28 protein-coding genes are annotated in these 25149 nt (G+C 42.8%); 13 read left to right on the forward strand and 15 right to left on the reverse strand.

What is annotated here, in order from left to right; genetic code table 11:
• Nucleotides 1-57: 57 nt before the first annotated feature.
• Both FJM65_RS12520 and FJM65_RS12525 read right to left on the reverse strand, forming a co-directional pair.
• Nucleotides 58-786, reverse strand: a complete 729-nt coding sequence (locus tag FJM65_RS12520) for an outer membrane protein OmpK (protein ID WP_140621879.1) — start codon at nucleotides 784-786, stop codon at nucleotides 58-60.
• Nucleotides 787-1012: 226 nt separating this feature from the next.
• The gene (locus tag FJM65_RS12525; protein WP_140621880.1) at nucleotides 1013-3715 is read right to left on the reverse strand and encodes an alpha-L-rhamnosidase-related protein; all 2703 of its coding nucleotides are present in this window, start codon (nucleotides 3713-3715) and stop codon (nucleotides 1013-1015) included.
• A gap of 449 nt (nucleotides 3716-4164) precedes the next feature.
• Between FJM65_RS12525 and FJM65_RS12530 the strand changes: the two genes are divergently transcribed.
• The 6 genes from FJM65_RS12530 (at nucleotide 4165) to FJM65_RS12555 (ending at nucleotide 9007) form a co-directional block, all read left to right on the forward strand.
• Entirely contained in the window at nucleotides 4165-5574 is a 1410-nt protein-coding gene (locus tag FJM65_RS12530; protein WP_140621881.1) for a phage integrase SAM-like domain-containing protein, read from the forward strand.
• A 10-nt stretch (nucleotides 5575-5584) separates the two neighbouring features.
• Nucleotides 5585-6136, forward strand: coding sequence for a helix-turn-helix domain-containing protein (locus FJM65_RS12535; RefSeq protein ID WP_140621882.1), 552 nt, complete (start codon nucleotides 5585-5587; stop codon nucleotides 6134-6136).
• 295 nt (nucleotides 6137-6431) lie between these two features.
• Nucleotides 6432-7337 carry a DoxX-like family protein gene (locus tag FJM65_RS12540; protein WP_140621883.1) on the forward strand — a complete coding sequence of 302 codons (906 nt, stop codon included), beginning with the start codon at nucleotides 6432-6434 and terminating at the stop codon, nucleotides 7335-7337.
• On the forward strand, nucleotides 7334-8017 hold the full coding sequence (locus FJM65_RS12545; protein WP_140621884.1) for a DUF4166 domain-containing protein: 684 nt from the start codon (nucleotides 7334-7336) through the stop codon (nucleotides 8015-8017). The genes FJM65_RS12540 and FJM65_RS12545 overlap by 4 nt, the downstream gene beginning before the upstream one ends.
• An 18-nt stretch (nucleotides 8018-8035) precedes the next feature.
• Nucleotides 8036-8587, forward strand: coding sequence for a hypothetical protein (locus FJM65_RS12550; RefSeq protein ID WP_140621885.1), 552 nt, complete (start codon nucleotides 8036-8038; stop codon nucleotides 8585-8587).
• A 6-nt stretch (nucleotides 8588-8593) separates the two neighbouring features.
• Complete coding sequence (locus FJM65_RS12555; RefSeq protein ID WP_140621886.1) at nucleotides 8594-9007, forward strand: DUF2569 family protein; 414 nt, start codon at nucleotides 8594-8596, stop codon at nucleotides 9005-9007.
• Between the two features lie 574 nt (nucleotides 9008-9581).
• On the opposite strand, the gene FJM65_RS12565 is transcribed toward FJM65_RS12555, so the two are convergent.
• The 4 genes from FJM65_RS12565 to FJM65_RS12580 form a co-directional block, all read right to left on the reverse strand.
• Nucleotides 9582-9995 (reverse strand): hypothetical protein, encoded by a 414-nt coding sequence (locus FJM65_RS12565; protein ID WP_140621887.1) that lies wholly within the window; start codon nucleotides 9993-9995, stop codon nucleotides 9582-9584.
• 102 nt (nucleotides 9996-10097) lie between these two features.
• Nucleotides 10098-10559, reverse strand: coding sequence for a hypothetical protein (locus FJM65_RS12570; RefSeq protein ID WP_140621888.1), 462 nt, complete (start codon nucleotides 10557-10559; stop codon nucleotides 10098-10100).
• Between the two features lie 75 nt (nucleotides 10560-10634).
• Entirely contained in the window at nucleotides 10635-11069 is a 435-nt protein-coding gene (locus FJM65_RS12575; protein WP_140621889.1) for a hypothetical protein, read from the reverse strand.
• Between the two features lie 102 nt (nucleotides 11070-11171).
• A complete protein-coding gene (locus tag FJM65_RS12580; RefSeq protein ID WP_140621890.1) occupies nucleotides 11172-11576 on the reverse strand; it encodes a hypothetical protein in 405 nt (134 codons plus the stop codon).
• A 776-nt stretch (nucleotides 11577-12352) separates the two neighbouring features.
• On the opposite strand from FJM65_RS12580, the gene FJM65_RS12585 reads away from it, so the two are divergent.
• Entirely contained in the window at nucleotides 12353-12889 is a 537-nt protein-coding gene (locus FJM65_RS12585) for a hypothetical protein (protein WP_140621891.1), read from the forward strand.
• 187 nt (nucleotides 12890-13076) lie between these two features.
• Entirely contained in the window at nucleotides 13077-13616 is a 540-nt protein-coding gene (locus tag FJM65_RS12590) for a hypothetical protein (protein WP_140621892.1), read from the forward strand.
• Between the two features lie 167 nt (nucleotides 13617-13783).
• Here FJM65_RS12590 and FJM65_RS12595 read toward each other — a convergent pair whose 3' ends face one another.
• The 5 genes from FJM65_RS12595 to FJM65_RS12615 form a co-directional block, all read right to left on the reverse strand.
• Entirely contained in the window at nucleotides 13784-14125 is a 342-nt protein-coding gene (locus tag FJM65_RS12595) for a hypothetical protein (protein ID WP_140621893.1), read from the reverse strand.
• Nucleotides 14126-14194: 69 nt separating this feature from the next.
• Nucleotides 14195-14518: a hypothetical protein gene (locus tag FJM65_RS12600; RefSeq protein WP_140621894.1), complete on the reverse strand. Its 324-nt coding sequence runs from the start codon at nucleotides 14516-14518 to the stop codon at nucleotides 14195-14197.
• A 19-nt stretch (nucleotides 14519-14537) separates the two neighbouring features.
• Nucleotides 14538-15479: a hypothetical protein gene (locus tag FJM65_RS12605; RefSeq protein WP_140621895.1), complete on the reverse strand. Its 942-nt coding sequence runs from the start codon at nucleotides 15477-15479 to the stop codon at nucleotides 14538-14540.
• Nucleotides 15480-15555: 76 nt separating this feature from the next.
• Nucleotides 15556-16383 (reverse strand): abortive infection family protein, encoded by an 828-nt coding sequence (locus FJM65_RS12610; RefSeq protein ID WP_140621896.1) that lies wholly within the window; start codon nucleotides 16381-16383, stop codon nucleotides 15556-15558.
• A 26-nt stretch (nucleotides 16384-16409) separates the two neighbouring features.
• Entirely contained in the window at nucleotides 16410-17624 is a 1215-nt protein-coding gene (locus FJM65_RS12615; protein ID WP_140621897.1) for a hypothetical protein, read from the reverse strand.
• Nucleotides 17625-17853: 229 nt separating this feature from the next.
• Between FJM65_RS12615 and FJM65_RS12620 the strand changes: the two genes are divergently transcribed.
• On the forward strand, nucleotides 17854-18513 hold the full coding sequence (locus FJM65_RS12620; protein WP_140621898.1) for a recombinase family protein: 660 nt from the start codon (nucleotides 17854-17856) through the stop codon (nucleotides 18511-18513).
• On the opposite strand, the gene FJM65_RS12625 is transcribed toward FJM65_RS12620, so the two are convergent.
• A complete protein-coding gene (locus tag FJM65_RS12625) occupies nucleotides 18514-18696 on the reverse strand; it encodes a hypothetical protein (protein ID WP_181163711.1) in 183 nt (60 codons plus the stop codon).
• Between the two features lie 129 nt (nucleotides 18697-18825).
• Between FJM65_RS12625 and FJM65_RS12630 the strand changes: the two genes are divergently transcribed.
• Nucleotides 18826-19524, forward strand: coding sequence for a hypothetical protein (locus FJM65_RS12630; RefSeq protein WP_140621900.1), 699 nt, complete (start codon nucleotides 18826-18828; stop codon nucleotides 19522-19524).
• 56 nt (nucleotides 19525-19580) lie between these two features.
• Here FJM65_RS12630 and FJM65_RS12635 read toward each other — a convergent pair whose 3' ends face one another.
• The 3 genes from FJM65_RS12635 to FJM65_RS12645 all read right to left on the reverse strand — a co-directional run bounded on the left by FJM65_RS12635 (nucleotide 19581) and on the right by FJM65_RS12645 (nucleotide 21311).
• The gene (locus tag FJM65_RS12635) at nucleotides 19581-19955 is read right to left on the reverse strand and encodes a hypothetical protein (protein WP_140621901.1); all 375 of its coding nucleotides are present in this window, start codon (nucleotides 19953-19955) and stop codon (nucleotides 19581-19583) included.
• A 65-nt stretch (nucleotides 19956-20020) separates the two neighbouring features.
• Nucleotides 20021-20425 carry a nuclease A inhibitor family protein gene (locus tag FJM65_RS12640; RefSeq protein ID WP_181163712.1) on the reverse strand — a complete coding sequence of 135 codons (405 nt, stop codon included), beginning with the start codon at nucleotides 20423-20425 and terminating at the stop codon, nucleotides 20021-20023.
• Nucleotides 20426-20453: 28 nt separating this feature from the next.
• Nucleotides 20454-21311, reverse strand: a complete 858-nt coding sequence (locus tag FJM65_RS12645; protein ID WP_239022941.1) for a DNA/RNA non-specific endonuclease — start codon at nucleotides 21309-21311, stop codon at nucleotides 20454-20456.
• Between the two features lie 185 nt (nucleotides 21312-21496).
• Here FJM65_RS12645 and FJM65_RS12650 point away from each other — a divergent pair, with 185 nt between their 5' ends.
• The 3 genes from FJM65_RS12650 to FJM65_RS12660 are packed head-to-tail and all read left to right on the forward strand — an operon-like array spanning nucleotide 21497 to nucleotide 25136.
• Complete coding sequence (locus FJM65_RS12650) at nucleotides 21497-22018, forward strand: L,D-transpeptidase family protein (protein ID WP_140621903.1); 522 nt, start codon at nucleotides 21497-21499, stop codon at nucleotides 22016-22018.
• A 21-nt stretch (nucleotides 22019-22039) separates the two neighbouring features.
• Nucleotides 22040-23728, forward strand: coding sequence for an ATP-dependent nuclease (locus tag FJM65_RS12655; protein ID WP_140621904.1), 1689 nt, complete (start codon nucleotides 22040-22042; stop codon nucleotides 23726-23728).
• Nucleotides 23721-25136, forward strand: a complete 1416-nt coding sequence (locus FJM65_RS12660; protein WP_140621905.1) for an AAA family ATPase — start codon at nucleotides 23721-23723, stop codon at nucleotides 25134-25136. Before FJM65_RS12655 ends, FJM65_RS12660 begins: the two co-directional genes overlap by 8 nt.
• Nucleotides 25137-25149: the final 13 nt, after the last annotated feature.

Below are 25149 nucleotides of genomic sequence, written 5' to 3' on the forward strand. Positions count from 1 at the left end.
AAACAGCCCTGCCTGGCTGAGTGCCGGGCAGGGCTGTTTTTTTATACTTTATACCTGTCAAAGGTTGATCAGGATATTGGCCTGCAGGATAGACTCGTTTACTCCCTCCAGCCCGATTACATTGTGCCAGTAGCGCCACTCGGTGCCGCCGTAGATCTTCCCCGGTTTGCCCCCCAGGTTGCCCAGGTCTAGCAAGAGCTGCGGCTGCGTGAGGTACTGCGTGGTGCCCGGGCCGCGATCGCCGATAAAGTCCATGAAGCCGCGGAAGCGGAAATGTACTTTTTCGGAGGCTGGCAACGGAATATCCCAGCTGGGCGTGAACTGATACGTGCCGCTGTACTCCCCGCCGTGCTGCTTATAGTAGAAAGTCTCCAGTTGCAGCAGGCCCTGCCCCGGCAGCTTAAACTTGAAGGCCGGACCGAGCAGGTACACAAAAAAGTCTTCGCTACCGCCAAAGAGCACGTTTACACCGCCGCCTACCAGCACATCGCTCACAGGGCCAAAGCTCACCTCGCTGCCCGAGGCGCGGCTCAAGCTCAGTTTCGGGTACCACTCCATGTACAGGTCCGGGTTGGCCAGGCTCACGTCATTGGAAAGATCGGCAAAGCCAAAATGCTCAAAAGCCCCCACCATACCGAAATGCTCCACGGTAATGGTAGCCAGATCGGCCGGCTGGTTCAGGTGACGGCCGTAGAGCAACTGCATGTTGGAGCCCCCGGTATAGATTACCTGCGCCTGGGTTTCCTGCTGCGGCAACAGCCACAGGCTCAGCAACAGTAAAAGCAAAGAAACGCGGCCGTGCTTTAATCCTGGCCCGGAAAGAAAGGAGTGCATGAAGTATGGATTTTAAGTATGGATTGATTCAAGCCGCTAAATTATAAGCTTCAGCCATACTTTCAGCATGCCCTGCAAAGTTTGTCTTCTCTTTGGCAGGCAGGAATTACCGGCAGAAAGCAAAAAATCGCCTGCAGCACAAAAGCCACAGGCGATTTTTAGTCGCTATCCTAGCCGTCTATTTGATCTTGATCACGCGCATGTAGTCCACCATCGCCTGGTTTACCTCCACGTTCATGTTCTCGTTGTTGGGCTCAAAACTGAGGGAAATGGTATGGCTGCCTTTCTCGAGCGGCACTTCCACTGAGTTGGTGAAGCCCCAGTTGCTCCACTCATCCACCCCGCGCTGCGGCAGCACAATGGTGCCCACAAAGTTGCCGTCTTTCTGAAGCGTGCGGATGGCGGCCTTGTTCTCGGTGTTGATCGGGCCGTTGCCGTTGGCGTAGCGGAAATCGATGGCATACACCCCGTCTTCCGGCACCTCTACCTTCACCTGCACCTGCTTGTTGTGCTGCTTGCTCAGCTCCACAAAGCCGGTTCCGGAGTAGTCGCGGTAGGCATAGCTGGCTTTGGGCGCGGATTTCTCCACCTCGTACACTAGTTTATACTTGTCCGGCACCACGACCACCGGCTCACTGCCGAAGGAGGTTACGCCGTTCCCGTCCACGGCCAGCACCATGTATTCGGCGTAGCTATTGGCGTCCACGTTCAGGCTGGTGCTCTCGGTTTTCTCCAGCTCCTTTCCGTTTCGCATCACCTGGTAGGCCACGGCGCCTTCCACGGCGGGCCAGCTGAGCTTGCCGGAAGTATAACTTACCTTCGGCGTCTCCGGCGAAGTATACATCGCCACATGGTTCACCTCTCCGCCTGCCTCGTTGTTGGCTAGCTCAATTTTAATGCTATGCTCGCCGGTTATACTTGCCGGAATCGTTGCGTTCTCCAGCGGTTTGCCGTCCATCATAATGGATTTGATCTCGTTGCCATAGCCGCTCATCTCCAGGTTCAGCACCGCATTCCGATACTTGTAGTTGGTCAGTTTGCGGTTACCCGCGAAGGCTTTCGGCACAAAGGGCTTCAACACCAGCTGATTGGCCTCAAAGTTCATCCCGAAGAACACCTTGTAGACCATGCTCAGGTTACCGGCCAAGCTCCACAGCATGTTGCTCGAGTTGATCTGCGTGCCGGCATAGTCGCCGGTGCTGGCCACGAAGTTCTCCTTGTTCGTCAGGAAAAGGGCAGCCGGGCGGTAGATGGCGCTGATGCTCTCGGTGAGGGCTTTCTCGTTGCCGGCCTTCGCCGCCGCCAGGCTCCAGTAGGACTGCACAAAGGGCCAGATGCCGTTGTTGTGGTAGGGCGGGATGCCCGGGATCTGCGGGAATATGTTCGGGGTACCGTAGTCTGTGACCGGCGTGCTGGCCACAATGGTTTTGCTGCGCTCCGCATCGGCCACCCCGAACAGCACCGTCAGGGCCTCGCCCAGCGCCTCCGCCTTCGGCGAAAGGACTTTATAGTTGCGGCCGTACAGGTACTGGCCATAATAGCCCCGCTCCTCCTGCCACAGCTGCTGGTTAATGCCTTCTTTGATGCGCTCGGCAGTCTTTTTATACTTCTCAGCCGCCTCCTGCTTGCCCAGTTCCTCGGCCATCATCGCGGCCACCCTATTGGCCTGGAAATGCACGGCGTTCGTGCCCAGGTTCTCCGACTCGTAGATATCAGCCGGCTGCATCCAGCGTGGGTAGGTCTGCTCGCGCCAGTCCAGGAAAGAGGACTCGCCGCTCACCAGCCCCGTCTGCGGGTTAAAGGCGTTGAGCAGGTCATCTTCGATCGAGTTGGTGATGATCTCATAGGTATCGCGCAGCCAGGTTTTGTCGCCGGTGGCCTTGTATACTTCCCAGGCGGCGGTGGCCCAGATCATGCGGTCGGTGGAGACAGGGTAGGCGCCCCCGGTGCCGGTATCCTGTATAATTTTACCGTTCTGCACCTTGCGCATCAGGCTATACTTGGATACCTGCGGCTGCAGCTGCGCCATGCTCAGGATGATACTGTAGCTGATGTCGCGCGTCCAGACGCCGGCCCACTCCTTGCCGGTACGGAAAGTGCTGTCCGGCTCCACGGCGTTGATCATCTCCTCCAGCGCCAGGTTGTACAGGGCGTCCGTTACCGCATAGTCGGAAGAGTACTGCGGGAAAGCCGACACGTCTTTGCTCATTTCCCAGTGCGTCGCCGTGGATTTGTCGTCTGCAGGGGCATTCAGCGTAAGGGTGATCTCGTAGATGCCGTCTCCGTCGGTGTCCTGCATCTTGGCGCCCTCGTTGCGGTGCATGTTGTCAAAGTCCCAACTCAGCGGAGCGGTGCCGCCGGCGATGTACACGCCCCGGAAATCCTCTTTGTATATCTTGTCGCCAGTCTTGGTGGTATAAAACCCCTGCTTCTCGAAAGCCTCCAGCACCGGGCGCATGTCCAGGCGCACCGTCATTTTAGAGTTAGGCTCCAGGTAGGTGTTGTTGGGCACCTGCGTCTTGTCCACGTACTGCTCCCCGAAGGGGATCAGCGGTGTCTGGCAGTTGCCGCTCAGGCAGTTAAAGAAGTGGTCTGAGCCGGATTTCATCTCGTTGTCGCGGCCGTTGATGGCGAACTTAAACGTGATGCCCGGGCTCTTGAACGCGTTGGCCTGGCTTTTATAGTTGGAGGTTAGCTCGGTAGGCGACACCACGCGCGCCACATACTCCCCCTGCACCACGCTGTCGGGGTAAACCGCGTACGTCTCCGACTGCCAGATGGCGCTGCCGTTTGTGCTCGCGCTACCCGGCTTCTGCGATTGGCAGGCGCCCAGCATCAGCAAAGAGAAAAGTATACTTGATTTGAAGGTATGGTTTGTCATTGTGGAAGTAGTTGCGTTAACGGATTGGAATTTTCTAGCTTTCACACCTTTTTAAAAAAACGCTTGAAGATGCGCAGCAATAGGCATTCTAGACAAAGCATGAACAGGCTTATACTTGAGCGACTCACCGTATTCTACGATAGAAAACACTTCGTACAATATACTATGCTTTTCAACGCTCCTAGATTCTGGGCCAAAGCCGCGTTGTCTATGGAAGGCTGCAAAAACAAAAAAGCCTGCAAACTTTCGTTTGCAGGCTTTGCAGAGAGTGAGGGACTGCACTTTTTAAACAACTACTTACAACTCTAAACTCAAATAAAATAACAATCTATTGAATATCAATATATTATCAATCAATAAAACGATAAATACCATTACAACTATATACAACTTATTATTTGTTTTTTGACTAAATTTTGACTAAATTGACGAAAATTTGACGAAAGAAAATGGCACGTCTGGACGAGCATACCTCGCTTATTGTTGTCAAGGAAGGTAGCAAACTTCACATTAAAATATACTATTCACGTGATGGTATAAAAAGGTATAAGACCAAGGTTTATGTAAAGGACAAGGCTCAGTTCACTAAGGACAAAGGGTTCAAAAAGAACAATGCCCTAAACCCATCATCCTTTCAGGACGACAAAAAGAAACTCGATGAACTTCAACTCAAGATAGAAACTATCATCGAAGATTTTGAGCGAGAACACTTAGTAAAGCCTACCGCAGCACAGTTGGACTCACTACTTACCAACTTCAAGGGTAAAAGCCAGAAAAGCTACACCTACATAAGTGATTACCTATCTGAGTATACCAGTGGCTTTGACGAAAAACCACGAAACAGTAAGAGCGTTGTCAGGGCATTAGATTCCGCACTAACCCAATTCTGGGCATATAAAAACAGACAATACTATTTCAACGAGATTGATGAGAAGTTTATAGGGGACTTCATTGACTTCCTGCTCTTTTACAAGCCTAAGCGGTTAAGTGATAACATTATTGTTGCTAAACCTAAGCATAGGCTATCAGAACCAGTTTCATTTGATGCTCACTTTGGCATGAACAACAACACGCTGCTCAAAAGGCTGGACGCCCTAAGGTCATTCATAAAATGGGTCATAAACGAAAAGAAGTTAAGCACCGACTATAATAACATTAAAGATGCATTGAGGAAAAGCATAAGAGATTATAACTTGACCGAATATAGCAATGTAGAGTTCGCTTTTCGGGAAATGAGCGAAGTGAGGCTCTTGGCGTCAAACAATTTCGAAGATTCCATAAAGGATGATTACTATCCAGAGCTTATTGACTCTGTGGAGAAGTTGAAGGGAGTAAGTCGAGATGTGTTGATTCGGGCAAAAGATTATTTCCTCGTTAGCGTACTAACAGGTAACAGGGTCTCTGATTTGCGAGCTATAAAGAAGCATCATATAGGTCTGGGGAAGCAAACAGCAAAAAAAACAAAAGGTCAATTTCTCTTAAACTCTAATGAGTCTGTAGTTAAACTGTTGCAGAAGCATAACTTTGATATGAACATGAGCGATTCAAAATACAATAAGTGTATCAAAGTATTTTTGAAGCAGTTCTATCGTGACTTCTTAAAACAGGAAGATAAATTAGTTTATATCACAGAGCGAAGAGGCAAGTATGAGCAAGTTAAACAAGTAGTGTACTTTAATCTTGCAAGTAGTCACAGTGGCAGAAGGTCATTCGCCACAATTGCTTATCATTCTGGCACTAAGACCAAACGCTCAATCATGCAATTCACAGGGCATACCAGTGAGAAGGAGTTCGATAAGTATATACAGCTTGCCCCAGAGGAAGACATCAAAGATTTTGCAGATTTAATGAGCATTTAAACGAAAGGCAGTGATTAAAAAAGAAATATACAGTGAACTATTAGAGAAGTATAGCCTGCAAAAGTCAGAGGCTATCTCTTTTGTAAATCAGAGGATTGGGGTAGCTGTGGACAAGGCAAAGATGCTGGAAACTATATCAGCCAACATAGACAAACTAACTATCCTTTGTAGTGACCTAAAACTGGAAATAAGATTACATGAAGCAAATCCTCTGTTCTCAATCAACAGCCAACAGTTTTACACCACCAAACAGGCTGCTGAGATATTGAATGTTTCACCAGATAAAATCAGGCAGCTTATTAAAAATGATATTCTCAAAACGAAGAAAATAAACCAGAGGAATTGGAAGATTCCGAATTGGAGTCTGGAAGCCTATAAGAATGACCTCTGTAATTTCTTAGCAAATGCAAAAGAACTTGTTTCTGAGTTTGCAGTCGTGGATGTTATGGATGATGAAAACCAACTGCTTATCAGTCTGATTACTGAAGTAGGTATACATCAGGTTCACGAACATGAGACAAGATTAAAAAGAACAATTACTGGCATTCGTTCTGAACTATAGAACTCACCTTCCATTATAAATCTTAAAATACCCATCAACGTCCCATTGACAAGCCTGCTTTGACTTATCAATGGGGCGTTAACTTATACGTTATCTCGAATGAGCATTCGGGTGTGTGGGCATTGAACAATTACTATTTTCTTCGATTGAGATACAGCAGCCTTTCTGCCAGAAGCACTGAGTACAAAATTGATATTTTTTACTATATTCAATTCCTGTTTTATTGGATTGACAGCATATCCCTGTATCCACCTATAAATGAGGGCGGTAACAACTATTTCCATAAAATTTAACAGTGGTAAGGAAACCCCTCTATATTGAAACCAGCATTGCATGCAGCCTCGAAACACTGTGGTCTTATACGCAGGAGCCTCATATTCACCAGCAATGGGATTTAAGGTTCTCTGAGATAAAGTACCTTCCCAAAGACGAGGCGGTTGACTTGCAGAGGTTTCATTACTCCACCGACATTGGCTTTGGAATAAATGTAAGCGGAATTGGTGAAAGCGTGGCGACCAAGACGAAAACAAACGGAGAAAGCACGTCTGTCCTTAGGTTCTCATCCGACAGCAGTATATCGCTTATCAGCCAAGGCTCAGGTTACTGGAAATACAAACCAGAGGCAAACGGAGTAAAGTTTTACACGGGTTATGACTATGAAACCCGATGGGGAACGCTTGGACAAACCATCGACAAGCTTATCTTCCGACCTCTGATGGTTTGGGCTACGGCTTGGAGCTTTGATTGCCTCAGGAACTGGATTGAGAAGGGTATACACCCGAAACAAGCAATCACCTCACACATTACAGTCCTGCTTTCTTCCATCATACTGTCGGTTATCTGGCTTTACCAAGGCATCGTGCCAAAGCTGCTCTTCACCGACACGGGTGAATTGGAGATTCTTCGGCAATCTGGCTTGTTCTCGGGCTTTGAAGAAAAAATTCTGATGGCTGTCGGCATAGCCGAAATAGCCTGGGGTCTTATACTGCTACTCTCACAAACAAAGCTGGTACATGGCATAAACATCGCTGCCCTGACCCTACTTGGCTTGGGAGCCTTGCTCAGTGATGCCTCTGTCTATGCGCTACCGTTCAACCCCTTCTCCCTCAACATCGCCATGATAGGGCTATCATTAGTTGCCATCATAAACATAAAGCATGTACCAAGAGCCTCCAACTGTATCACCAAACAACGGAAATGACGTCAATCTATCAGAAAGCACTGGGAAAGGAATTTGAAAAACTGCATCCCCAGATACAGAAACGATTCGGTTTCAGCAGTAAGGATGGAATAGCCTCCATCGGCACGGGTACCATGCATGAGGTTAGCTACGGGAAGCTATACACCCTACCCTTCCTGTATGTCGGCACGTGGCGCAACATCATGTTCCCGCAGAAAGGCAAGAACATCCCCTTCACCATTGAGAACTACGCTTACGTTGACAGCTTCGGCAGGGAAACGGTGACATGGGTACGGAAGTACCAGTTCCCCTATAAGGTAAGACGATTTGATGCCACCATGATATACAGCGAGAAACGGAAGCAGGTAATAGACTATCTTGGCACACACCAGCACCTGGCTGTGAACATAGATTTCTCGGTAACAGCGAACGGAGGTCTAAGGCTCCGCTCTGGTGAGCAGCGCTTCTACGAGGGTATCATCGGCTTTAAGTTCCCGATGCTGTTTTCGGGCTATGCGGATGTGTGCGAGTGGTATGATGATGCGGAGAGCAGGTTCAAGATATCTGTCGAAGTAAAAAACAAAGTCTGGGGCAGGCTTTTCCACTACCAAGGCTCGTTCGATGCAGCGTACATTCCCGTGGGTTCCGAAGCTGATATACCACAGGATGTAAAGCCTGTAAGAGAAGAAATCCGAGATTAAACTATCACACCAATAACCATGATTTTTCACCAGAAGAAAAACAAGAACAACATCTCCATTGAGCTTGGGGAAAACTACCTCACCTATTGCATCAAGGACGATACCACCAACAGAACTGAGAAGGTGCCATACGAGAACATCCTAAACGACAAGTACGAGTTCTACGAAAGCAATAAAGCTTTTAAGAACAACGCTATCTACGCTGGTGTGGTGGGTGCTTTGTTCCTGGCGATAAACATCTTCTACGGCACCAAATTTTGGGCGTGGATGTTCATGCTCGCCTGCCCCACTTTCTTTTTCCTCTACCACAGGTCGAAGGCTGCCTTCACCGTAATCAAGACCGCTGGCGACATCAACATGTTCATCCTGCAAGACAAACAGCATGATGAGGTGGTTGAGCGCATCTACAAGAGCAGGAACAGCTATCTTCAGGACAAGTACCTGAGCATTGATTACGATAATGACCCGCAGAGAGAAATGAGCAAGTTCGCCTGGCTGTTTAAACTCGGGGTGATTAATGGGCGTGAGTTTGAGGTGATACGGGAGGAAATCGAGAACAGTATAGCCTAAGCGAGCATGAAAAGCATCCTGAACGAGAACGCCTTCGAAGACGAGGGAAGGAAGCCTGGTTACGGCTTATGGCTCTACCTCCTGCTGTTTATGGTAGCATATAATGGGTTTAAAGCAGCCAAGGGGCTGATTCAAAACGCCACATTTGATTTGGCTAACCTGATATATGCGCTTCTTTTGGTCGTGATAGCAATTGCGACAGCGGTAGGCTTCTTTACAAGAAAACGGTGGACTCCTTTGCTTTTCATCTCGTTTTTCCTGCTGAATCTGGTCTACATTGTGTTTATCTCTATTGCCCTGTCCTCGAAATTCTCAGAGCGGATTGACTATTTTTCTCTGGTAAGGGTAGCCGTGATGTGCATCATCGTGATTCCATATATGCTGCGTTCAGAGAGGGTAAAAGAGGTTTTTAAAAATTAAATCAACGCTTACCCAGAGAGCTAAGCCTATGTCCATTATCCGCCTTGAAACACCCATAAACGCACCAGTAGAAGTATGCTTCGATTTATCCAGAAGCATAGACTTACATGTTATCTCAACCAAGCATACTGGTGAGCGTGCGATTGCAGGCGTTACTTCGGGGTTGATAAGCCTTGGCGAGTCCGTAACATTGAGGGCAAAGCATTTTGGTGTCTGGCAGTACCTTTTCACATAAGGCGCATGTTGAAAGTTATAGTTGCTCGTCTAATTTGAGATAGTCTTCACTATGATTTGCTAAAGACTCCCAATGGCGATTAAAATTATAATCAACGCTATTGAACCAGCGGTGATATTTCTTACTCTCTTGGAAGAACGGTCATAGGGTCCGACCATCTCATCATTGAATTTCCCCTTAAACCCTTTCAAAGCCCAAAAAACGAATGCGCCTGTTGCTATTAAAGTGAAGTTGAGGACGTTTGGCATTTAGTGATTAATTTGGGTAGCTGTTTAGACAGGTTGCTGGCGAGGCGCAAACAAGGATGAAGCCTGTGCAGGTTAAGGTTACTTTATTTTGTTATGGTCTTATGTTTCCTGTCGATAATTTATACTTCCCTGATTTGTCTGCTGTCACTTCATTGAAGTTTTCTGCTTTATCAATTAGGATGAAGTCTTTCGGCTCTCCCACTACCTGCCATTCACCCATATTTGTTATTAAGTATGATTCATCACCGTTCTGATGAAGATAACAAACATAGTAGTTATCCAAACCTGATAACGGTGAAATGTAAGCTTCAGGCTCTTCTTTCTTATTGTAGTATGAGTTTACAAAGTATATTTTATTATCAAGCACCACCTTCGTTATTACCTTCTCCTCATTTCCATTATCGGGGAAACGGTAGTAGGTAAATGTTTCTTCAGATTCACCGCACCCTTGACTTAGCCATAGGAGCATAAGAACGTAAAAAATTCTGAAGATGCTTTTATTCATAACTCCAATGTACGCCAACGTAGTTCGTGCAGCCGAAGCCCGTAGCGTAGCAAGGGTTTAAGCTGCACCTTGTTCTCTGAAGCTTTTTTCTCATGGTTACTCTTAGTCAGTGAGAAGCCATGTAGGTTCAAGAAAAGCCTTTCTAAGTAGAGAATCCTTCGGTATCTCTCCATATAATTCTCCTGTTGTATCAGCAAACACTACATTTGCAATTTCTGGCTTTGGGTCACCCATTGGAAGGCGTAATAAGTACTTTCCATCTTTTGAATAACCTATCATTGAGGTGTCAATTACTGTTCTGTCACCTTTAACTACTCTTAGACTCACTTTAAAGGTATCAGTATAATCAACACAAAGTCTGTGAAGACCCAAACCACCTTTTCCATTATAAGTACTCTCAAATATTTTTTTTGAGTTAAAGCTTACACTTACCTTTTCCCCAGGATAAATCACGTTCAAAAACTGGAAATTTTCACACTCTTCTTCTAAGCCTTCACCTTCTTGCTTGCACCCAAAGAGGAAGAGCAAGAAAGGCATTATCAAAAGTGTAAAAACTTTTTTCATAAATTAAGTTACAGAGAACGGACTTGGCTATGCGGCTGCGTAGCTGCCGTATAGGCTTGGTTACCAGTTTGTTATTTAATAAAGTTCTATTTCTATACCGTTACCTTCTTCTCTTAATTCCTTGTAGGTATCAGAATATAAAATCCTTGGCTTTATATCCTTTGAACCTTTTTGATTATAAAAGAAGTGTTCAATAGAGTTAACAATCACAGTACCATTTTCACAAGTTGCAACGGCTCTAAAATAAGCATCAAAGCCGCTTAAACCCCTGTAAATAAGAAAATCATTTGTTGGCAGATTTTCATGTTTCCCTTTTGCTAAAATTACCCCACGTTCACCAGGTTCCCAATAAATGATTGCTGTTAAATAGCTGTTCTCACAATCATTCAGTTTATAGTAATGGTAATCATATTCGGGTTTTAAAATAAGCCAAATCACAAATCCAGAACCTATTAGTAGCAATGGTAGCGATAGTAGAAACCTTTTTTTGAAGGGTATTTTCTTTTTCAAATATGATTCTTTATAATTTTAATTGCTGGTAACGTTACTCGTGCAGCTGATGGGCGAGGCGTAGCTGAGCCTAAAGGATGCACTTTGTTGGCAACTGTAATTTTACCTTTTTCTATCTATTAGCAAATTTAAAAAGAGATAATTCAATGGTATAAAAGCTCCTGACAAGATGATTATCATGAAGCCATAAGCAATATCCCATTTTAGAATTTCCACATATAAGTAGATTTCCGCAGCCAAAAGGACCAAGTTCAATAATGAATACACCAGTACCTTCACATACTGCTTCCTTAATCTGTAATAGCTGTAGAAAATTGTAGCGAGAACAGGAGGAATGGCAAAAGCTTCTACCCAACCTTCCATTGTACTTTCTGGTCCCATTCCAACTACTATACCTACGAATAGCATAAGTATGAACTGAACTATAACCAAGGTTACCATATGTGAGACGACTACCAACACTTGCTGTGCAAAACTATGGAGGCTTTGATTGTCAGTTTCTATCATTCTCTTTTCTATGACTTTTTATTTTTGCCAACTATTGGATAAGCGTAAACATACGCTTATCTGCACTATGTACGGAAGTGGTTCTGACCTTTCCCAAGGGTGAAACTGGCTTTTTGAGGGCTATTTCGAGGTCGTCTTCCATAATATTACTCCTATACAATATAAAGAATAATGTGGTAAACCAGCTTTCTCCCACCACTTTTTAGAGTCGGCATACCAAATAATGAGATGATTGAAAGTCATGAGCCTGCTACATCTGGGCAAACCAGCAGTACTTATCCGCTCTTCCTTAGCTGTTGGCTTATTTAAACTTGCTGTCACTGGTAAAAAAAGAGGTGTTTCAGTGCAATTTAGCTATCCAATTATATACGTATTATCCGTTTATAAACGGGTATACTCGTGTTAAAACTCGGCTACGATGGCAAAAGGTGCTTTGGTAGCATTATTACACCTGTTGAGATTTTGCTCCCTTGTTAGTCATCGCTTGGAATGCATGAGATTTTATGCAATTCCATGTGATACGTTGCGGTGATTGGTCTGATATGGGATAGTAAGAAATACCAAGACTTCCTTAACCGTGTCGGTTCGCAATCACTTATCCGTTAGCGCCAGATTTCGGTGATAAAGAAAGCCACTCAATAAATCATCGTCAATCACCTTTACTTATAGACGAGATAGTTTACTGCCTATGAACTTTGGACCATAACTGCTCTCATCCTACTGAAACGATAGCTATACATCCCTACCAAATGAAATTATTGTCAACCATCATTTTTATGCTCCTTTCATTCCGAGGTGTCGCACAATCTGATTTCTCTTTCCTTACGAGGGAACAGTTAGTCACTCTCAACAGGGAATATGCCAGGGTTTTACAACAGGAAAGAAGCAGACGTATAGGTAGGCAGGTAGAAGTTATTTTTGATGAAAACCTACTCTATGCCACCTACATATTCAACCACGAACTATATGAGGCAAAAGACATCTATCATTATGGTGATAGACACAGCGAACCTATATGTGAGGAATGCGCAATGGTTGCAGAATTATGTGGATACTCTACACGGGATGATTACAAGGACATAGCTGAATTGGCAAAAGCGATATTCATGAATTTTCAGGAATCGGCTCGTCACGGAGAGCTTCAGATGAATGAATTCTATACTTATGTTAGTGTAAGTTATGTTTCGAATACGTATGTTGTTCGGATGGCAGCACTGCCACACAATATTGTAGACCAAGAATCACCAATCATAAACTCTTTTAATAAGTTGATAATAAACACCCCGCAGCGAGGGAAATACGACAAGCGATGAGTACTAATTTATTTAGGTAGCTTATTTTATATTTTAAAAGACAATTATATAACATATTTTCAAGCCACATAAGCATAGTACAAACTAATAAAATGCAAAAATAGACTATTTTACTTTAGAGCGGAATTACCATATTTATAATACAATAATTATTGCTTTTCCCAATATTATATAGTATATTTGCAATATGGAAAATAAACTAAACCGCAGTCATGAAACACCTGAAGAAGAAGCTGCAAGAATAGCTCAAAGAAAAGCAGAATCTAAAGCTTATAATGAAAGAATATTATCTGAAGTAGATAATGAAGAGTTAGGTTTAACTGTAAGAGATGTATTAGATTATATAGTACATGAGTTAAAAAAGCTTGATTGGTATCGTGATGGTGAAAAAGAAGAATACACAAACATAACATACTTCTTAACCGAAGAAAATTACTATGGTTATTTTGTACTACTGTTTCATGATATAAATGAAGATGGTGAAGAAGATTACAATACTGATGATACTCCTTACTATTGGTATTACGAAAGGGAAGATGAAGCAACAGCTTTAAAAGTAAATTACTCAGGTTATCCTTCAATTATACCTTTTAACCCTAAAACAAAAATGAAGGGGCGGCAAGCACTAAACGATATAGTGATTGATTTATCATATAGAAAGCAGCGTATAGAAAGTAAAAGGAAACTTAATAACCTGTTGAGCGATGAACTTATGACTGAAGAATAAAATGTAAAACATAAGATTCTACAGTACTTTATGAAACTATCCGCCCATAGTTCATTTTTTCGTTGTTCCAGTGGCTCTGTACGTATATCCAACATCCATCTACTGAAGGTAAAAACTCAATCGCTTTGAAGAAGACTTGACTGAGGCTGTCCTTGGCGACCACCAGTTCAAACTCGAAGACTCCGCTGTCGGTCCTGAGCGTAGGCGACAAATTGTTTAGCAATCAATTCATAATCATGCTCGTCTTCGCCCGTTGCTTTGACAACATCCACTGGTGGGATAAACTCCTTGTCTGGGTCACTTAAGGGGTAGGAATAGGTGGTGTTTCGCACATACACTATATCAGAGAGAGCGACTAATTTATCCCTCTCTTCAATCACATCAAAGCTTTCCAGTAGGGAGGCTTCCACCAGGTTCGGGTTGTTGAAACGTTCCAGCTTAGCAGCTTCGATGGTATTATCCAATGCTTCCCCTAAATGCGCTCCGTATGCATAGAAGTTTCCGAACATACCCTGCTGCTCATCTGCCTGTCCGTTTTAAGTAAGTACCAAAGTTCTTAGTCCATAGGGGTACGGTTATTATGGCATTTGCTTGGAGTTCATATTACTGGTATTGATAAGCACCGTGTTCTCTTTGGCTTCGTCACCGTAGATTGCCTTCGCAGCTTGCTGACTCAGGACTTCCACAACAATCAAGTCCGAAGGTTTCAGCTCCTTCAGCTTTGCTACCTCATGGGGTGCCACCAAATAGCCATCCAAAACAAACAGATATTCCGATTGAGTTTTCTCAAACGCTTCAACTTTCTCCATAAGCCTCTCACGCAAAGCCTTTGAGGTGACAGTGCTTTCAGATTTAGCCGTTGTGCTACTTATTATCGGACTACAAGCAATAATGGTCAGCATTAGTGCGATAAGGTAATTTCTAATTATCATCTTCACCATTTCCTCCCATGTAGCCTTTTAAAGCTTGTACCTGTTTATCGAAATCTTCTTTGGTTAAATCAGGCATTGAAATGATAGATTCGACAGCTCCAATTACTTCCTCATCCTTTTTTATTAGCTGTGTAAAATATTCCTTATAAGGCTCTGGGATTAATGAATTTATTGCTTCTGCTTGATGCTCTGTATAAAAACCAGACATTGGTCCATTTAAACCGAATTTGTCCTCTAACGGGAGACCGACAAGTATGACTGGATTGTAGAGTGCTAAGAAGATTGTGATTTCCCTTACGGTTTCAATATAGCAATCTAAAAATGATGAAAGGGTTTCTAAGTTTATATTGGGTACAAAGGTGCCGAACATATGTGCGTTGACCTTGTTTAGTTCTCTGTAACCTTTCGCTTGCCCTTTATTGTGCGTATAGTCTGAAATTCGCCAATAGAACTGCTTTATGTTCTGCTTCCAATTAGCTTCTTCATTGATATCTTTGAATCTTCCAGTCTTGGCAAGTGACTCAATCATTGTCGAGAAGAAAGGAGAATCACGCTGCGACATTATCCACTCGAAAGAAGCTTCTCTTTTAGAATGTTCTGATGTCAGGTAAACATTAATAGCAGTTAACTCTATAGCTCTTCGTAAATCCGCAAACGCAGCTTTATAAGACCCAATCAAAGCATGCTTTATAGAATAGTCTAACTCCATTTCTGCTTCTGTGGCAGGGAAGTATCCTATTCTATAAAACAAATTCTCAACATCTGCTACTATGGCATCGGAATGATGGTACTCCATGAAACTGACACATAGGTTCAGCATCTCAGTGTTCTTATACTTTGTTTTGATAAAGTGAAGCCCACGGGTAACCCTTTCATCCATTCCATTTAGGAACACATCGGCTATGTTTTTCAGCAGGTCTGGTTCAGTCACAACAGTGGTTCTTATAGTTTGATTTTTAAAATGAAAAGATGATTCCTTTAATAAGCCTAAAAAATAAAAGTTGATGTTAGTTAAACTTAAGGCTTTCCCACTCGAAAGCTGATTCCTCCTGTTGCTCAGCTAACTGCCTTTCTAATTCACTAATAAATTGAATTGAACTCGATATGTTATTAAATATTAATATGCTCTCATGATAGTTCAAAATTGAATTGTCATGAGCGAAGCTTCTATTATTTCTCACATCATTGAAAGCATCAATGATTTGTATAGAGTACTTCAGTATTTTTTCAGCCATAGCTGATTGAATTACCCCCATATTAAAGATATGCTTTACATACTTCCCAAAAATACTGTTAAGTGATTCACTGTCTGAGTAACCGATGTCATGCTTTCTACACAATTCCCTTATATACTTTACCACAAAAGTGTGAAGTCGGTCAAGAGCAGCTTCTGGTTCGTTTTTCTCTATGCTCGCTCTAATTAGTTTTGCCAGGAGTAAAAAGTCTTTGTCTTCATTGTTAGCTTGTATGGCATCAATATGCTCGATGGACGATTGCTGCTTAAGCCTTTCGGAAATTCTGATACATTCCTCATAAAGTTCTTGTTCTGGGGGCGTAATTTCCTCAAACCTAATAAGCTTCTTCCCCTTCCAGTACTCGATTAAGTCAAAGCTAAGCTTGCCTACTGTGAAATTCGATTCCTCTTCCCAAAAGCCTCTTAATCTGTTAGCTTTTGAGCCACTCATGTATTTATACTTATCATCGAGTATATCATAACCAGTGGCTTCTAATACAAAGCTTTGGAAGGTCTTGTCTGAAAAATCAAGAACATAACCGTTGCCCATACCGAACAGCTTTTCCAGCTTATGTTTTTCTATTGTGCTTAAGTCTGACATAGATTAATTGGTCTTAACTGATGTTATTATTTATCATAGTGGAAAGCCATCACTTCAACGTAAACAGTTTTGTCCTCATCGTTCGGAAGATGAAACTCATATGAGAAAGATGATTCACCTCTCTCCCCAATTTTCCTCTTAAAGTATGGATGTCTTTGTGTTTCCACGTTCAAAGTGTTGAGAACCTTAGTGAAGTCAGAGTTTGGAACGAACATCATTATAGCCACTTTTGAATCTCTCCAAGTAAGGTATCTGTCGAATAGTTGTGAGATAGCTTTATGATATTCAGATGCACCATGCCAAAACTTACATTCCGCCACAAAAAGATTGCTTCCATCTGCGGCATATTTAAGTAGTATATCTGTCTTGCCTGAGCGGTTGAATGTTTCTCCTGTTGCCGTAACCCCCACGTATCTTGTTTCAAGAACAAAGAGAAACTGGTCTCTAAGCCCTTCTTCATCTTTTCCAATGTACAGAGCAGGCTTTTTCTCCATACTTTTACCAGAGTCATATACAACCTTGAGGACATCATAATACATTTCCCTACTCATGGCTGGCTCCGAAGCAAATTCTTTGCCTTTGGGGATTTGGGGTTGCGGAACTATCTTCCTTTTTAGAGTAGGAGCGGTGAAGACGGATTGGGTATCACTATTTACCTTTACATTAATAGCGGCAAAGAAATCGTTTTCTTTCAGGTATTTCTGTTTTTCAACCTTAATACAGTTCCTGATAGTGTTCTCTAAAACATTATTGATTTCAGAAACATTCTGATTCAGCTTCGGTAAGTTGGTGAAAGCACGTTTGAAGCATTCATCTTTTAATTTCCTAAACTCCTGTGGGTCTTGATTTCTAATATTAAAATTGAAAGACACCTGACAGTTTCGTTCGTCTACACTAATCTCATATGAGGTCATTGTCCAAGGATTGGATTGAACCTTAAATAACAAGGCAGAACCTGTGAAGTTGTAACTAACAGTACACTTATATGCTTCGACTTCATATCGCTCACCTGACCTCCTGCCTTCAGCCCAGTCTTTAACTTTTGTAGGATGCGCGATATGCTCAGAATTTAAGTCAACCTCTAAAGGTATCAGTCTGTACTCTGCCTCTAAATACTCCGCATAATCATCTTCATCGACTTTCAAGATATAATCTTTGCCTTGGCTTTCTACTTCTTTTTTAATCTGGTTTAGCCAGTTATTCTTAAAGTCAAGAAATGATATTTCATTAAACGCCTTCATTATATATCAGCTATCAAAATCCTTTTTAAATTCAGTCAAAAAAATATAGTATAAACAATATACATAATAAAAAATTAATAAGGTCTATTTTATTAATAGCCAATCACCCTATCTATAAACTTTGCAACTATCTATATTAGGTTATACCCATATTTGAATATATTTTCTTATCTTAGATGTAGCATATAGAAGAAGATAAGGTGTTCTCATTCCTAAACCTAAAATGACTATGATTTCAGCGGTTTCATATGGTAGAATTTCAACTACTCAACAATCAGTGTACCGACAGCAGACCAACGTTGAAGAGTTTGCAAAAACCAAAGGCTACAAGATTGAAAAATTCTTTAGCGATGCCATCACGGGCAAGACGCATACGTTGGAGCGGGATGGATATCAGAGGATGATTAAGTACTGCCAAGAGAAAGGCATCACCACCATCTTTGTTTCGGAGATATCGAGAATTTCCAGAAGGGTGAGCCACACCATCGCTACCATCGAATCTTTGGTGGAGGAACATGGTATTACCGTGCATGTCCAGCACCCGAGCGCACTTACCTTTTCCCCTGACCAGCATGGTCGTATCGACATCCTGCAAAAGTCAATGCTTATGATGCTCGGTCTTGGTGCCGAAATGGAATTGACCTACCAGCAGAGCCGCAGATTGGAAGGCATCGCAGAAGCCAAAAAGAAGAATGTCTACAAAGGCAGAGTGAAAGGTTCTGCTTACTCTAATGAACAACTAACTAAAAAGCACTCCGACATCGTGAACTTGGTCAAGCACTCGGCGCTGCCTGACACCAAGATATCTGAGATAGTAAAGAAAGGACTTTCCACTGTAAAACGTGTCAAGAAGGCGATGAACAGTGTAGCAACCGAAGCTGTATCTTAGCTAACTTTCCACGTTGGCTGGTTTGTCTGGGTCAAGCATTAACTCCATTTTTTCTGCAAGCGCTCGCAGCGCATAGCGCACCAAGGTTCCCTTAGTCATTCTCAACTTATATTTTTTAAGCGCCAGGAGCTTTAGCGTTTCCAGTTTTTGGTCGGTATCTTCTGTAATCTTTAGACTTCTCATACTTTTCTTTTTACCTATATATATAGCTCTGGAATCCATTTCTTCTTCTTTTCTATTTTTCTTCTCTACTACCTCAAATCATAGTGTGAGTCTCAGTCTGTGATATATAGTTAAAATGACAAATCAGACATGACAATACTAAACAATGAACAGGTCTATAAAGACAAAGACATAACTATCCACAAACTGTATTGCCCTCAGAAGCAACTTTTTGGGCTGAGCTTACAGTCGAAAGATGGGCGAAAGGACTTGCATCCAGCGTATAAATCAATCATCAAGTTCTTCACGAACGGCATGGGGGTTGCGATTACTCCTGAAGGACAGTACCTGTGGGTGGACAGAGACCTTAACCTAAGCCAGATGAGCATGAATGATGAGACGATGATATCTGCCCTTTATGTCCCCAATTCAGTATGTAACTGCGTGGGTACAACTGAGGAAGCAGAATGCAACCTTTGTGTGAATGGCATCATCCGCAATGCTGAGAACTTCAGGAGGCTACAGCATGCAGAACATCTGACGTATGAATACGAGACACACCTTGGAGCTTATCGAATCACTTTGCACGAAGAAAAGTCAATAACTACGGTCTACAACTACCTATGGCGCATCTGCGATATGGAGGATGCTCTTCAGGAAATGATTGACGAGGCTGAGAAGAGAGAGAAAGCATGTAATGACAGGATTGTTCAGTTATGCATCGTAGAGGACTTAGGAGAGGAAGCTCACTTCAGGATATTATTGAAAAGCTATCGAGCTGAGATAGAGGTGATAGATACAAGCCTATCCTTAGACGTTGTAGACAAGCGCATTTACTTAGACATTTAGCAGGAACAGCGCATACTCACTATAATTCATTGAGTATGCGCTGTTTTTAATTAATACTAATCCCAATCATCGAAATAATAGCTATAATCACCGCCTGCTGGTACGCTGCCAAAACCGAAGCACGCATGGCACCCTTTACTATTGCAGGAGGGGCAGCGGTCGTTTTTGTCAATAAATAGCCAGTCTTTTTCTGCTATCTTCTCAGTGTCTGTCTTATTACCATATGCATCAATTGAGAAATAAAAACCGTTTTGTTTAGCCCATATCAAGTCCGTATGGCTGTGGTATTGCAGTAGGTCATAGGTTGGCTCAAGAAGAACAATGTCCGTTAGAAGGTGATATATCCCATAACTTCCATGCGAAAGAAACTTGACCAGTTGCTTCTCCCTGTCCAGGTGGCTGTATTTTAGTATAAGCATATCCTCTATCATATTTACTCCTATATATATAAGGAGTAGCCTTTCTGCTGACAGCCATGTAGAAACAGAAAGAAGTTTCAGGTTTCTATCACTATAGTCTTGAAACCACCATATCCTCCCTCTGGGAGGATGCCTATAGCCAGTGCGACTACCTCTCTTCTGCCTACTCGGAACACTTTGACATCTCTCAGATGCTGTTCCATATAAGCCTGAAGCACCTGGTAACGCTCAGCTATCTGTTTAGCCGCATCATCTGCCTCAGGAGCAGCTTTGGTCATGTTCCGCAGAAAGTAAGCCAAGTCGACTGCTTCTACCTTTGCATCGGATGGTTGTCCTGCCATCTGTTTTACTTCCGCATCGGATAATTCAGCAGCCTCAACTTTATCAAATTCAACAACTTCGAGTGGATAGTCGCTTTCACTCATGAAGAACAACCCATGGGTGAGTTCCTGTAATCTTTGCATTATAGCAACGTTTGTCATACCCTTATTATGGTGATTAGTAGTAGGTTTATCTGGTTGGTCCAGTATCGACTTTTGACTCAAGAGAGTTTTCAATTTCGTCTGGAAGAGCCGAAAGTAAGTCGTAGCCTGTTGCCTGCTCGATGGCATCCACAGAGGTTCTATAGGTACCCCAATCTGAATCAATGGAGTTGACGTTGGGTGTGTTTACGGCTATCACTCGTGTACTGGTACTGATGCGGTTGATATCATTATCACCTTCAGGCAAGACCACTATCACCTTCCAGATATTCTTCGGCACGGTTACTCTGCCGTTGTCTATGGTATTAACCGCTCCGTTGCTGCCCACACCACCAATACCGTAGCTGCCCATTATCACATATGCCTCCATTCCATCATCTATGAGGTCTCTGGTGTAATCTTCGAGGTTAGCCCAAGTGTTCCTGTTGTTGTTCGGAGCCTGCGGTATCATGTTCGTCATCAGGAAGGTAGCGGAGTTGTCCTCCATCGTTCTGGTTCTGTCTGCCGATGGTATATTATGCCCCCTGTCGAAGCCTGAGCCAGTGTAGGATGAGGCGCTAACCCTATACCAATCCGCTGGCAGAGCCATATCCGCCCTGAAATCGTCCTGCCGTGGGGCAGAACCTGTCCATGTACTGCTCAAGTGCCAGCTCACCCAATTGGGAGTGCCACGGTCACGGCTGTAGGATAGCACATACTGAGGCTTGACCATCAGGAAGTTATTAAAATCAGACACTTCGGCAGTGGCGTTGCTTGGGTTTCCCAAAGCGACATGCTCACTTACAGGTGTGTATACTGGCTGTTCGGGTGTTACCTCCGTCTCCTTACACCCTGCCAGGACTAAAAAAGCAGCTAAAACAAAGTATAAACGGTTTCTCATAATCATATCTGAAATACAAAAGAAAGACATTTCATACCCTACGACAAATCAGATGGCTTAGCGCATGTTTGTCCACGGTTAAATTTCAGGCAGGCATTACATATTGTATATTATTGTTACTATATTGTGCTTATAAGATGTTTAGACATCCTTAACCACCTGATGTTGCCAAAGCAACCTAACAAGCATAAATGACCAGAAAGCAGATATTTAGTTTTATCGCAGTAGCTGCATGCATAGCAGTAACTGTTTATTACATCTACCCTGAGCCAAAACTACCTGTAGGCACCCAAATAGATAAACTGGTTGTGCTGAAATCAGAGAGGAAGCTTCTGGCATACTCAGGTGGCGAGCTTGTGAAGACATATACCATCGCTCTGGGAAGAAGTCCAGAGGGTGATAAAGAATACGAAGCTGATAAAAAGACTCCCGTGGGCAGTTACATTATTAATGACAAAAATCCAAACAGTGCTTATTACAAGAACTTAGGTGTCTCCTACCCTAACTCTGAGGATATCAGATATGCCAAAAGTATGGGGAAATCACCTGGTGGCGATATAAAGATACATGGGCTTCGGAATGGTACTGGCTTTATCTCGAAATTCCACCGATGGTTTGACTGGACGATGGGCTGCATGGCGATTACAGATACAGAAATAGACGAACTCTACAGTGCTGTGCCTTTGGGAACACCTATTGAGATAAGACCATAACGATTTTCATAAAGCAGATAGATGGCTAAAATTCATACCCTAAGAATCAGCAATTTCAGGAGTATCAAAGACTTTGAGCAGGTGTTCGGTCTATCCAGTTTCGTATGCATAATAGGGCGAGGTGACTCAGGGAAAACCACAATTCTCGATGCCATCTCCTATGTGCTATGCGGAAACTGGAACCTTTCTATTTTCGACACCGACTTCTACGGCTGTAATATTGACGAACCAATCATAATTGAAGCTACCCTTTATGATTTACCTGCCAGGCTTTTACAGGAAAGTAGATTTGGTCTATACATCCGAGGTATTGATATGACTACAAATACTATTCATGATACCTTAGAAGATTCTCATATTGAAGCCTTAACTATCAGGTTTACCGTAGAGCGAGACTTAGAGCCAAGGTGGTGCGTTACGAACGTCAGGCAAGAGGATATCGAAATTAGGGCAAGTGACAGGGCAAGTCTGAATATGTTCTTTGTATCAGATTATGTCGACAAACATTTCTCATGGAATAAAGGCAATCCACTCTATTCACTTCTAAGGCAGGAGGACAACGACCTACGTGAGAATGGTAATCCTATCATTGATGCATTAAGAGATGCTAAAAGTAAGATAGACAATAATTCGTTTAGCGAATTTGACTCTGTGATGTCTCGAATCAAATCTTCTTCTGCTGGTTTTGGAATTGATATTCAAAAGGCGAATACAACAGTTGATTTAAAAGATATCATTGTAAAGGAAGGCAAAGTTACCCTTCATGAAGACAGCATCCCATTTAGGCTAAAGGGTAAAGGTTCTAAAAGACTGATTTCTATTGCGATTCAGGTAGAAGTTGCAAAATCAGTAGGGGGCATCTTATTAATAGATGAAATCGAGCAAGGACTGGAACCAGATAGGGCGCAGCATCTTGCTAAGACATTAAGAGAATCCTATGAAGGGCAAGTGTTCATTATCACACATTCAAGAGATGTTTTAGTAGAGCTTAAGGCTGAGAATCTATACAGGATGGCAAAAGATGCCAAAAGGCTCTTCCATTTTGATGATTCTTTTCAGGGAGTGCTACGTGCGAATCCCGAAGCCTTCTTTGCTAAAAAGATTATAGTATGCGAGGGCGCAACGGAAGTTGGCATAGTTAGGGCAATTAATAACCATCGGATTAAAATGGGGAGAACCAGTGCTACTCTGGAAGGAGTAAAACTCACTGATGGAAAAGGCTCGAACCAAGTCATATATTCGGATGGGTTTTTAAGAGCGGGCTTTGAAGTATGTATGTTCTGCGATTCCGATGAACCAAATGTAAACAGAGTTAAGGAGTCACTCCGCTCCCAAGGTATATCTATTATAGACTGTGAAGACAATCTCAGCATCGAGCAGCAGGTTTTTAAGGACTTACCTTGGGCTGGTGTAAAACAATTAATTGAGCAACAAAAACACTCGACATCGAATGCCTCTGTAGAAGATAGCGTTGGCAATAGATACAAACACTATGTAAAAAATGGGGTGTTGAAAGAAGGTTGGGCTGATGTTGAAGATGAAATGCTGAGGCTCACATTAGGTGATGTAGCAAAGGATAGGGAGTGGTTTAAAAGCATCACAAAAGGTGAAATGTTAGGAACCGTCTGCTGTGACTATTTTTCAGATATGAAAGACAGCAGACTTAACGAACAGTTCGAAAAACTTTCAAAATGGATAGAGCATGCTTAACCACCAAGAATTTGTTGCCAAAGATAAAAGCTTGCTCATAGCACCTGCTGGTTACGGTAAGACTCATACAATTGCCGAGTCAATCAGGCACACAGAAGGAAAACAACTCATCCTAACCCACACGCACGCAGGAGTTGCCTCTATAAAGGAAAAGCTTCAAAAGTCTGGTATAGCAAGCAGCAGATACAACATTGAGACTATTACAAGCTTCGCCCAAAAATATGTATTTTCCTTCTGTAATGGGGAAGAAATTCCGAGCCAGGACGATAGGCAATATTACCCATACATTATTAATAATGCGATAAAGCTTTTGAGGTTAAAACCTATAACAAAAGTTATTACGAGTACCTACAACGGGTTATTTGTAGACGAGTACCAAGATTGTACAATAGAACATCATAACCTGGTAAGTTGTCTTTCAGACATATTACCTACAAGACTACTTGGCGATTTTCTACAGGGTATATTCGAATTTGGTAGAGAGTCGCTTGTAGACATGAATAGCACTGACATGATGGGCGGTTTTTTTAATAACCGTTTCGCATTGTCGGAGCCTTGGAGGTGGAAGAACGGTAACAACGAACAGTTGGGAAATGACTTAGATGCTCTCAGAAGAAAGCTTTTACAAGGTGATTCAATTGACCTTAGAAATTATGCATCTATCGAGACTACTCTCACAAGAGACTTGTACAAGTATAATCGTACACAAATATTGAGTCTCTTGACCACAGAAGAAAGTATTCTTGTGATTCACCCTGAATCAGCCAGAATAGAGCCAAGGTTGAACTTTATTAAAAGTTTCAATAATATCTGCCGCCTTATTGAGTCAATAGACCATAAAGATTTTTATACTCTGTCCAAACGAGTCGATACAATATCCGAAGACAATTTCATGGCTGTTATTATTGAAATCTGCAACGAGGTCTTCAATACAACAGGAGTTAATTTATGGCTCAATGCGAAGGGGGTGAAGAATAAGGCAAAACCAGCAGATAAAGAAAGAACTCTTCCGCTTACAGCGATGATAGAAAGGTTGAAGGAAGGTGTTTCATTTAAACTGATAGCCAAGATTCTAACTGAAATTCAGACGCTTCCTGGAATAAAATGCTATAGAAAAGAATTGCTCTCTACCTTGTGTAAAGCTTTAATCGAAGCCGAACAAAACTCTTCTACTGTTTTTGAGTCGATGGTTAACAAAAGAAACAACATTCGCAAAGTCGGTAGAAAAATTTATGGGAAGTGTATCGGGACTACCTTGTTAACAAAGGGTTTGGAGTTTGATACAGTAATCATCCTCAACGCACACGAGTTCAGGTGCCACAAAAACCTATATGTTGCTCTTTCCAGGGCTTGTAAAAAGCTAATTGTATTTAGCAACAGATACGTTCTTACTCCCTATAAGCAATAGGCTTCAGCATTCA

Origin of the sequence: Pontibacter mangrovi (assembly GCF_006385705.1) — a bacterium.
GTDB lineage: Bacteria > Bacteroidota > Bacteroidia > Cytophagales > Hymenobacteraceae > Pontibacter > Pontibacter mangrovi.

Bases quoted from the DNA above. Each gene is read 5' to 3' on its own strand.
- FJM65_RS12640 (WP_181163712.1), bottom strand. From the start codon at position 20,425: ATGACAAACGTTGCTATAATGCAAAGATTACAGGAACTCACCCATGGG.
- FJM65_RS12620 (WP_140621898.1), top strand. From the start codon at position 17,854: ATGATTTCAGCGGTTTCATATGGTAGAATTTCAACTACTCAACAATCA.
- FJM65_RS12615 (WP_140621897.1), bottom strand. From the start codon at position 17,624: ATGAAGGCGTTTAATGAAATATCATTTCTTGACTTTAAGAATAACTGG.
- FJM65_RS12610 (WP_140621896.1), bottom strand. From the start codon at position 16,383: ATGTCAGACTTAAGCACAATAGAAAAACATAAGCTGGAAAAGCTGTTC.
- FJM65_RS12650 (WP_140621903.1), top strand. From the start codon at position 21,497: ATGACCAGAAAGCAGATATTTAGTTTTATCGCAGTAGCTGCATGCATA.
- FJM65_RS12545 (WP_140621884.1), top strand. From the start codon at position 7,334: ATGACGTCAATCTATCAGAAAGCACTGGGAAAGGAATTTGAAAAACTG.
- FJM65_RS12600 (WP_140621894.1), bottom strand. From the start codon at position 14,518: ATGCTGACCATTATTGCTTGTAGTCCGATAATAAGTAGCACAACGGCT.
- FJM65_RS12645 (WP_239022941.1), bottom strand. From the start codon at position 21,311: ATGATTATGAGAAACCGTTTATACTTTGTTTTAGCTGCTTTTTTAGTC.
- FJM65_RS12570 (WP_140621888.1), bottom strand. From the start codon at position 10,559: ATGAAAAAAGTTTTTACACTTTTGATAATGCCTTTCTTGCTCTTCCTC.
- FJM65_RS12660 (WP_140621905.1), top strand. From the start codon at position 23,721: ATGCTTAACCACCAAGAATTTGTTGCCAAAGATAAAAGCTTGCTCATA.
- FJM65_RS12550 (WP_140621885.1), top strand. From the start codon at position 8,036: ATGATTTTTCACCAGAAGAAAAACAAGAACAACATCTCCATTGAGCTT.
- FJM65_RS12580 (WP_140621890.1), bottom strand. From the start codon at position 11,576: ATGATAGAAACTGACAATCAAAGCCTCCATAGTTTTGCACAGCAAGTG.
- FJM65_RS12585 (WP_140621891.1), top strand. From the start codon at position 12,353: ATGCTCCTTTCATTCCGAGGTGTCGCACAATCTGATTTCTCTTTCCTT.
- FJM65_RS12530 (WP_140621881.1), top strand. From the start codon at position 4,165: ATGGCACGTCTGGACGAGCATACCTCGCTTATTGTTGTCAAGGAAGGT.
- FJM65_RS12525 (WP_140621880.1), bottom strand. From the start codon at position 3,715: ATGACAAACCATACCTTCAAATCAAGTATACTTTTCTCTTTGCTGATG.
- FJM65_RS12655 (WP_140621904.1), top strand. From the start codon at position 22,040: ATGGCTAAAATTCATACCCTAAGAATCAGCAATTTCAGGAGTATCAAA.
- FJM65_RS12625 (WP_181163711.1), bottom strand. From the start codon at position 18,696: ATGAGAAGTCTAAAGATTACAGAAGATACCGACCAAAAACTGGAAACG.
- FJM65_RS12565 (WP_140621887.1), bottom strand. From the start codon at position 9,995: ATGAATAAAAGCATCTTCAGAATTTTTTACGTTCTTATGCTCCTATGG.
- FJM65_RS12635 (WP_140621901.1), bottom strand. From the start codon at position 19,955: ATGATAGAGGATATGCTTATACTAAAATACAGCCACCTGGACAGGGAG.
- FJM65_RS12555 (WP_140621886.1), top strand. From the start codon at position 8,594: ATGAAAAGCATCCTGAACGAGAACGCCTTCGAAGACGAGGGAAGGAAG.
- FJM65_RS12590 (WP_140621892.1), top strand. From the start codon at position 13,077: ATGGAAAATAAACTAAACCGCAGTCATGAAACACCTGAAGAAGAAGCT.
- FJM65_RS12630 (WP_140621900.1), top strand. From the start codon at position 18,826: ATGACAATACTAAACAATGAACAGGTCTATAAAGACAAAGACATAACT.
- FJM65_RS12595 (WP_140621893.1), bottom strand. From the start codon at position 14,125: ATGTTCGGAAACTTCTATGCATACGGAGCGCATTTAGGGGAAGCATTG.